Source organism: Chryseobacterium soli, assembly GCF_000737705.1.
In the GTDB taxonomy this organism is placed as follows: Bacteria; Bacteroidota; Bacteroidia; order Flavobacteriales; family Weeksellaceae; genus Chryseobacterium; species Chryseobacterium soli.
Genome location: NZ_JPRH01000016.1, coordinates 23765 through 31012, shown reverse-complemented (window position 1 = coordinate 31012; position 7248 = coordinate 23765). Strand labels below are relative to the sequence as shown.

The 7248-nt window shown below is 37.1% G+C and carries 4 protein-coding genes; all 4 read left to right on the top strand.

Annotated features, from left to right (window positions below):
- Positions 1-315 precede the first annotated feature (315 nt).
- The gene (locus IW15_RS21265) at positions 316-1368 is read left to right on the top strand and encodes a SagB/ThcOx family dehydrogenase (RefSeq protein ID WP_034715537.1); all 1053 of its coding nucleotides are present in this window, start codon (positions 316-318) and stop codon (positions 1366-1368) included.
- Positions 1369-1415: 47 nt separating this feature from the next.
- Positions 1416-3086: an ABC transporter ATP-binding protein gene (locus IW15_RS21260; protein ID WP_034715535.1), complete on the top strand. Its 1671-nt coding sequence runs from the start codon at positions 1416-1418 to the stop codon at positions 3084-3086.
- A 165-nt stretch (positions 3087-3251) separates the two neighbouring features.
- Complete coding sequence (locus IW15_RS21255; RefSeq protein WP_084681529.1) at positions 3252-4091, top strand: aspartyl protease family protein; 840 nt, start codon at positions 3252-3254, stop codon at positions 4089-4091.
- 169 nt (positions 4092-4260) lie between these two features.
- Positions 4261-7248: a lantibiotic dehydratase gene (locus IW15_RS21250; protein ID WP_034715528.1), complete on the top strand. Its 2988-nt coding sequence runs from the start codon at positions 4261-4263 to the stop codon at positions 7246-7248.

The window sequence follows — 7248 nt, the reverse complement described above, 5'->3', positions numbered from 1 at the left end:
ACATCCGCTTTATAATTAATAATCTTAAAAATTTAACAACATGACTCAAATCGAAAAACCAAGAGATCAGGACTTCTTTGACATTAATATTTATTGTCCACAGCAGCCAACTACATCAACTTCAGCTTTATAACCTTTAAAACTAAAAACCATGACTCAAATTGAAAAACCAACTGACGTCGATTTCTTCGATATCAATGTGTACTGCCCACAGAGGTAATTACCCCCTTACAAACTAATCTTATAAATAGTAGTGATCATTGATCCACCCGGTCACTACTATTTTTCTTTCTTCAACAACTAAAAATTAACACTATGAATATTTCACACAATTTCTTTTTATATTTCAAAAACAACGAACCTGTCTTATTCAACTACAAAGAAAAAAAGGAGTACAGCGTAAGAAAAGAATACCTGAAAACCCTTATTGACCACTCTAATACAGGTGAAGAAAAAACAAATGAAGATATTATTGTCAGAGATTTTATCAATGCTGACATCCTTACCGATAAGAATAATTTAGAAACACCCTATTTAAATTATTACGCCCACATTTTCCATAATATTACCAAAGATACCTCGGTTACCATGTCGGATTCTACAGAAGAAGAATGGGCAGGCCAATATTTGGAGGTATGCAAAAGAGTAAAACAGGAACCGCTTCCAAGAAGAGGAAAAGTAGAAGATTTTGAAGTAGTCATCAAGCTACCCGCACCGGATGAAATCAATCTCAATTTAGTAGATACTCTTAAAAAAAGAAAAACCGTAAGAGAGTTTGAAGAAACGGAAGTTGATATCAGACAACTGAGCAACCTGTTGTTTTATACTTTCGGATATATCCACGGGGAAGAAGAAGAATACGGAGAGTTCAGAAGAAGAAGCAGCCCATCAGGCGGATGTCTTCAGATCATAGAACCCTACATCACCGTATTCAATGTAGAAGGCGTGAAAAAAGGAGTATACTGGTATGAGCCGGAAACACATTCCTTATGTAAAGTGACCGACGAATTTTCCTACCAGGATTTAAGAGACTGTTTAGCAGGACAGTTCTTCGGAAACAAATGTTCATTCGGAGTCTTTTTTGCCGCCAATCTTGAAGTACTGGCCTGGAAATATAAAACCCCGAGAAATTATAAAGTGGTGTACCTGGAAGCAGGACATTTCTCTCAGACTTCCCAGCTGATCGCCGTTACGCAGTCGCTTAATACCTGGATCACAGGGGCGTTTACAGAATCAGCCATCGAAAAACTATGTCAGATGGACGGCATTAAGAAGATACCTGTCTTTTTTACCGCCTACGGAAAAGGAGAATTATTATCCATGCATTCCATCATGAGAAAAAAACTAGATGAATATAGCACCAATTAAAATACAGATCTGCTATGTGAACACGATACTAATCAAATTTAATTGATATGAATTCACAAAAAGAACTATTAAAAAGATTTTCAACCTATATCTATCCGTACATTAAAGAAGAGATCATTCTTTTTGTCCTTATGATTCTCTCCAGTGCCGGATCTTTGGTTACTCCCTATATGCTTAAAGTCATTATAGATGATGTGTTTCCAAAAGGAAACTTTCACGATCTGGCAATGCTGCTCGGGATTCTGGTCGTGATCTACGTACTGCAGATTGTTTTTTCCATGATCTCAGATGTAATGTCTACGACGGTCAGCAAAAAAATATCCTCAGATATCCGGGAAGAAGCGTTTGTGAATATTTTGAGTAAAGATGTGTCTTTCTTTAAAGATTCCAAAGTAGGAGAGTTGGTTTTCACGTTAATGAATGACGTAGATAATATCCAGCAAACCATTTCTTCACTGCTGATACGTTCGATAAAAAATATTATTGTTCTGATCGGAGTAGTCGTCATGCTTTTTATCCTCGACTACCGGCTTGCCCTCATGAGTCTTCTTTTTCTTCCGGCCATCATATTTGTACTCAGAAAATTTACCCCATACATCAAAAAGAATTTTTTGGGAATCCAGCAGATGGAAGGCGGACTGAATAATTACTTAGTAGAGAGAATAAAGAACATACGGGTGATTAAAAGCTATGGAACCATCCGGCATGAAAACCGGAATATTAAAAAACAGCACGATGATCTCGTTGCTAAACATTCAAGAGGAACATTGGTATCGGGGTTAAACACCAGTATATCATCACTGCTCATGTCACTGGCTCCCATTTTAGTATTATCGTATGGAGGATATCAGGTCTTTCAGCATACCATGAGTGTAGGCGTACTGATCGCCTTTATACAATATTTGAACAGATTATTTGGACCTACCATAGAAATTGTAAGTACCCACAGCCAGTTTTCAAAATCCCTGGTTTCTATGAAAAGAGTAGCGGAATATTTTAACGGTAAAAACCCTTATGTAGATCATCAAAACGACGGTATAAGAACTCCTGTAGAAAAGATTACCTTCCAGAATGTTCATTTACATCATGGTGAAACGGCTATTTTAAAAGAAATAAACTTAACGTTCAGTCAGGGAAAAACCTATGTGCTAAGTGGAAAAAGCGGAAGTGGAAAATCTTCCATCATTAACCTGCTTTGTGGTTTTATAAACCCGATAGAAGGCCAGATCCTGATCAATACCCAAAATATAATCGACAGTGCCTATTGGAAAAATGAATACTGTCTCATAGAAAAAGAAAATCAGCTCTTTCATGATACCCTGAAAAACAATATCCGGTACGGAACTCAGGAAAGCAAATTTGAAATTGACGAAATTCTAAGATACGTCCAGCTGGAAGATGCCGTAAAAAAACTGGAAAGCGGAATGGAAACTACCATATCCTTCAGTGGCGGAACATTGTCGGACGGGCAAAAACAGCGGGTTTCGATTGCAAGAGCTATCAACAGATCGCCGTCCGTATTTATATTTGATGAATCCACCGCATCACTCGATGCAAAGCTGGAGAATGAAATCATTAAAAATATCCGTGGCCTGTTTCCCGAATCCATTATCATCATAGTCTCACATCGACTGGAAACATTCGATCTTGCAGATTATATATTCAAATTGGATAAAGGTAAGGTCGTACAGCATGCCATGCTTGCAAAAGCGATATAAATTCAGTTAATAAAATTAATAAAATGGGGCTGGAAGTTGGAAACGAGAGGCTCGAAGGTATGCTTTCGGTCTCAATTACTTCCCTCCTCCAGCTTCAAACTTCCTGACATTGTTAAAAAAGAAATTTCCTCCCAAACTCAGATTAATTATTTAAATTACAGCATCATGACGAAGACATTGTTAGCATTTCTACTGCTCATTTCAGTACAGGTTTTTTCACAAAAAATACCCTTTAAGTTATTGCCTTCAGGACACATCGTTGTACAGGCGAAAATCGAAGGAGTAGAAGGAAACTTTATTTTTGATACGGGAGCAGGAATCAATCTCTTTTTTAATGATTTTGCCGCAAAGCTGCCCTCTAAACCATCCTCGTACAACTTTTTTACAGGGTTCCGGGCAACAGGAGAACGTTTAGACATTCCTATGTTTAAAAATAAAGAAGTACTTTTCGCAGGAAAAAAGTTTACCGATATTCCTTTCTCTACTGCCGATATGAAAATACCGGGCATTGACGGTCTTATCTCACTTAAAATGTTCGAAAATACAGATGTTGTCATAGATTATGGAAAACAGGAAATTAGTTTTGCCGACGCAGCTCCTTCATCCTATTCAAAATCAATTGACATTTTCCTTTCCACTCAGGCAGATGATACCGTTGATATCTTTACCTACGCAGTACTGAACGATAAATACAAGATCAAAGTGATGCTGGACTCCGGAGCAGGAAGCAATTCTTTCTGGCTGAGTGATAAGCTGATCAAAACGCTTGGTGTAGATATCAGCAGTATGAAAGTCTTCGAGAAAGAAAGTGAATTCAATTCATTAGTAAAAACAAAAATATATACAGGAAATATTGGATCTATTTCCAACCCATACGCTCACGTGGACAAGCCCGCTGTAACATTTGTTGAAAACCTTATCTATGAAGGCAAAACAGGGATCAACTGGCTCGGAAACAAGATCGTAATAAGCATTAAAGACAGGAAGATATATATTATCGGATAAAATTATATAAAACAGTAGTTTTATCCGTAAAAATGGATAAAATATACGATTCAGGTCTTTAATCAATTCAAATAGTGTGAAACTTTTTAGTTGCAGTTAGGTAATTATATGATATTTTTGCTGAAACTCTACATTCTTAACAGAAGATAGATCATTTCACAATGATACCATGAAAAAATATGATGCCTACAACAAATATGTCATAAGGAAGCCATTGTTTTCTTATGACATATTGTTTAATGCCGATAAACAGACAAAAAACATAGAAGAGACCGTTAATGAGCTCATACACAATGATGATTTCATAACATCAGTCTATTGGAGCTCGCCGGACGTATACCAAACCATCATCTGCTATAAGGAAAACAGGTTGAAAGCCGATAAAATTCCTAAACTTATCCATACCCTGAAAAAATATGCCATCCGTGCCAGTACAAGATGTACACCGTACGGAACTATGGCTGGTGTAGCCATCCAGGACCTGAAAAATCCGGTACACAAAAATTCAGTCAGCCGTAAAGCCAGAATCGATATGGAATTCCTGGCAGCCATAAAATACCATATTGAAAACAATCCCTACATAAGGTATAATCTAAGATATAAAGCCAATAACACTATTGCTGCAATCCCGGGACAATTCCGATATGCAGAACCCATCGAAAAAGGGGAGAAGTGGACAGATCAACTTTCGTCACTTGAGAGAAACGAATACCTTGATACGTTGTCTGAAATTTCCGAACCGCTGAGGTATGAAGACATCAAAAAACACTTTTTATCCGATTTTGAAGAAGACGAAATATCCGATTTTCTTGGAGAGCTGATCAGTATGAAATTTTTGGTAAGTGAACTGCAGCTTACTCTTACCTCAGATAATACCAGGAAGATCAGAAACGTTTTACTGCGATTACAACAGGAAGGAGTTGATGAAGTTGTCCGGTATCTTGATATTTTTCATGCAGTAGATCATTGTATTGCGATTATTGAAGATACTCCGGTCGGTTACCTTCCACTGGAAGAAATAGAAAAAATTAAAAACCTGGCAGGAGAGATTGGTATTCATAAAAAGCATCTATTCCATGTCGATCTGAAACATGATTCAGAAAGTTCTTTCACCTTACCAGATAAAACCCTTCGGAATATCAATACTTCATTGTCCCTGTTACACAAATTTGGGACGGCAAATCCGGTACAGAAAGAACTGGATCATTTTAAAAAAATCTTTACCTTAAAATACGAATCTAGGGAAGTTCCGCTGACGCAGGTGTTGGATTCCGAGTACGGAATAGGCTTTCCTGCAGATCCGCAAATAGGAAATCTTCAAACCAGCGTCCTTTTGGAAGGTATTGCAACGGGAAAGGATAAAGAAAATAAATCAAATGAAACAATTCACTCCAATATCCTTTTAGATCTCATTGAAAAGAATACAGAAGAAACTCTTTATCTGGACAAACAAAACCTGGGAGAACTGGATGAAGAACCCATTAACTCTCAAAATTTTTGTGTAGTAGGATCACCATTTGGAGGAGACTGTTTTCATCTTCAAAATGTGGGAGTCTCAGGAGCGAATAGTATTTTGGGAAGATTCGGATTGCTGGATGAAGAAATTGAAACTTTAGGCAGAGAAATACACCGGAAGGAAGAAGAACTTAGTTCAGACCTTATTTTTGCAGATCTTATCTATATCCCAGAGAAAAGAACAGGAAATATAGCCAGACGTCCTATGCTTTCAGTCTATGAGATCCCTCTTTTTGCAGACAGTGGCTGTACGATAGATCATCAGATTTTATTAAAAGATATGATGGTTTCCGTAGACAGAGAGGAAATTGTGCTACGGTCAAAAAAATTAAACAAAAGGATTATTCCAAGGCTTTCCAATGCCCATAATTTCCATAAAAGCGAAAATGCGGCCTATCGTTTTTTGTGTTCAGTGCAAAGTCAGAACCAGAAAAATATCAATTTGAATATAGAGTATTCAAAGCTAAGAAAAAGATTTTTCCCAAGAATAGCCTATAAAAATATTATCCTCCACAGAGCCTGTTGGATCCTTCACGAAGATGATCTTCACAGCATAAAAAAAGCGGCTTCACCCATAACGGCTCTTCGAGAATTTTTCCAGCAATGGAAAGTGACTCAATATGTGGTATTGGTTCAGGGAGACAATGAACTGTTTTTAGATACCACCCATGAAAGCTACCTGCAGTTGCTGCTGGAAGAAGCAAAAAGCAGTACAATGATCCAGCTCGCTGAATGGCTCCAACATGCTGATGATGGAAACTACAGTCAGCAGATCATTCTCCCTCTTGAAAATAAAGGTTTTAACAATGAAACGAAAACTTCGCAATATACTTCATCTTCAGTACAAAGAAGTTTTGCACCTGGAAGCGAATGGCTGTATCTTAAATTGTATTGCAGTTCCAGTATTTCCGATGCTTTATTGCGTTATGCCATAAAACCTGTTCTGGATCAGCTGGCAAAAGATAAAATAATACAATCATCATTTTTTATACGGTATACGGATCCCCATCATCACTTACGAATCAGATTACAATTAAAAAATAAACAGCAGTATTCTGAAGCTATCCGGCAATTGCATGAAATGTTAGATCCTTATTTTCAGGAAGAAAGCATATGGAATATCCAGGCAGATTCTTACCATCGGGAGATTGAAAGATATGGAGCAACCTATATGGAAGCAACAGAAGTGATGTTTGGATATGACAGCCAATTGATTTTAACCCTGTTGGAAGATGAAATTTTTGCTGTAAGTGAAGAAATAAGACTGTTTTCTGCCGTTAAAAATATAGACCGGTGGCTTTCCTTATTCCATTTCTCATTACCTCAAAAGCTGGAATTCTGCCAATCCGTAGAAGATGTTTTCTTGAAAGAATTTAATCCCGAATTAAGAGCTCACATCACCTCAAAATACAGGATTTTGAAAGATGATCTCCATTCTTTTGTTGCAAGTTCTGATTTTGAAAAAGAATTCAGTGAACGTGATAGAAATATAAGTCAATTGACATTGGATAAAAATAACCTGTCCAGTTATATCCATATGAGTCTTAACAGATGGTTTCCCTCAGAACAGCGGGCATTAGAATTGATGACATATTCATTCGCTGTGAAATATTATAATAGAATTTTAAATCAATCCAGGTAA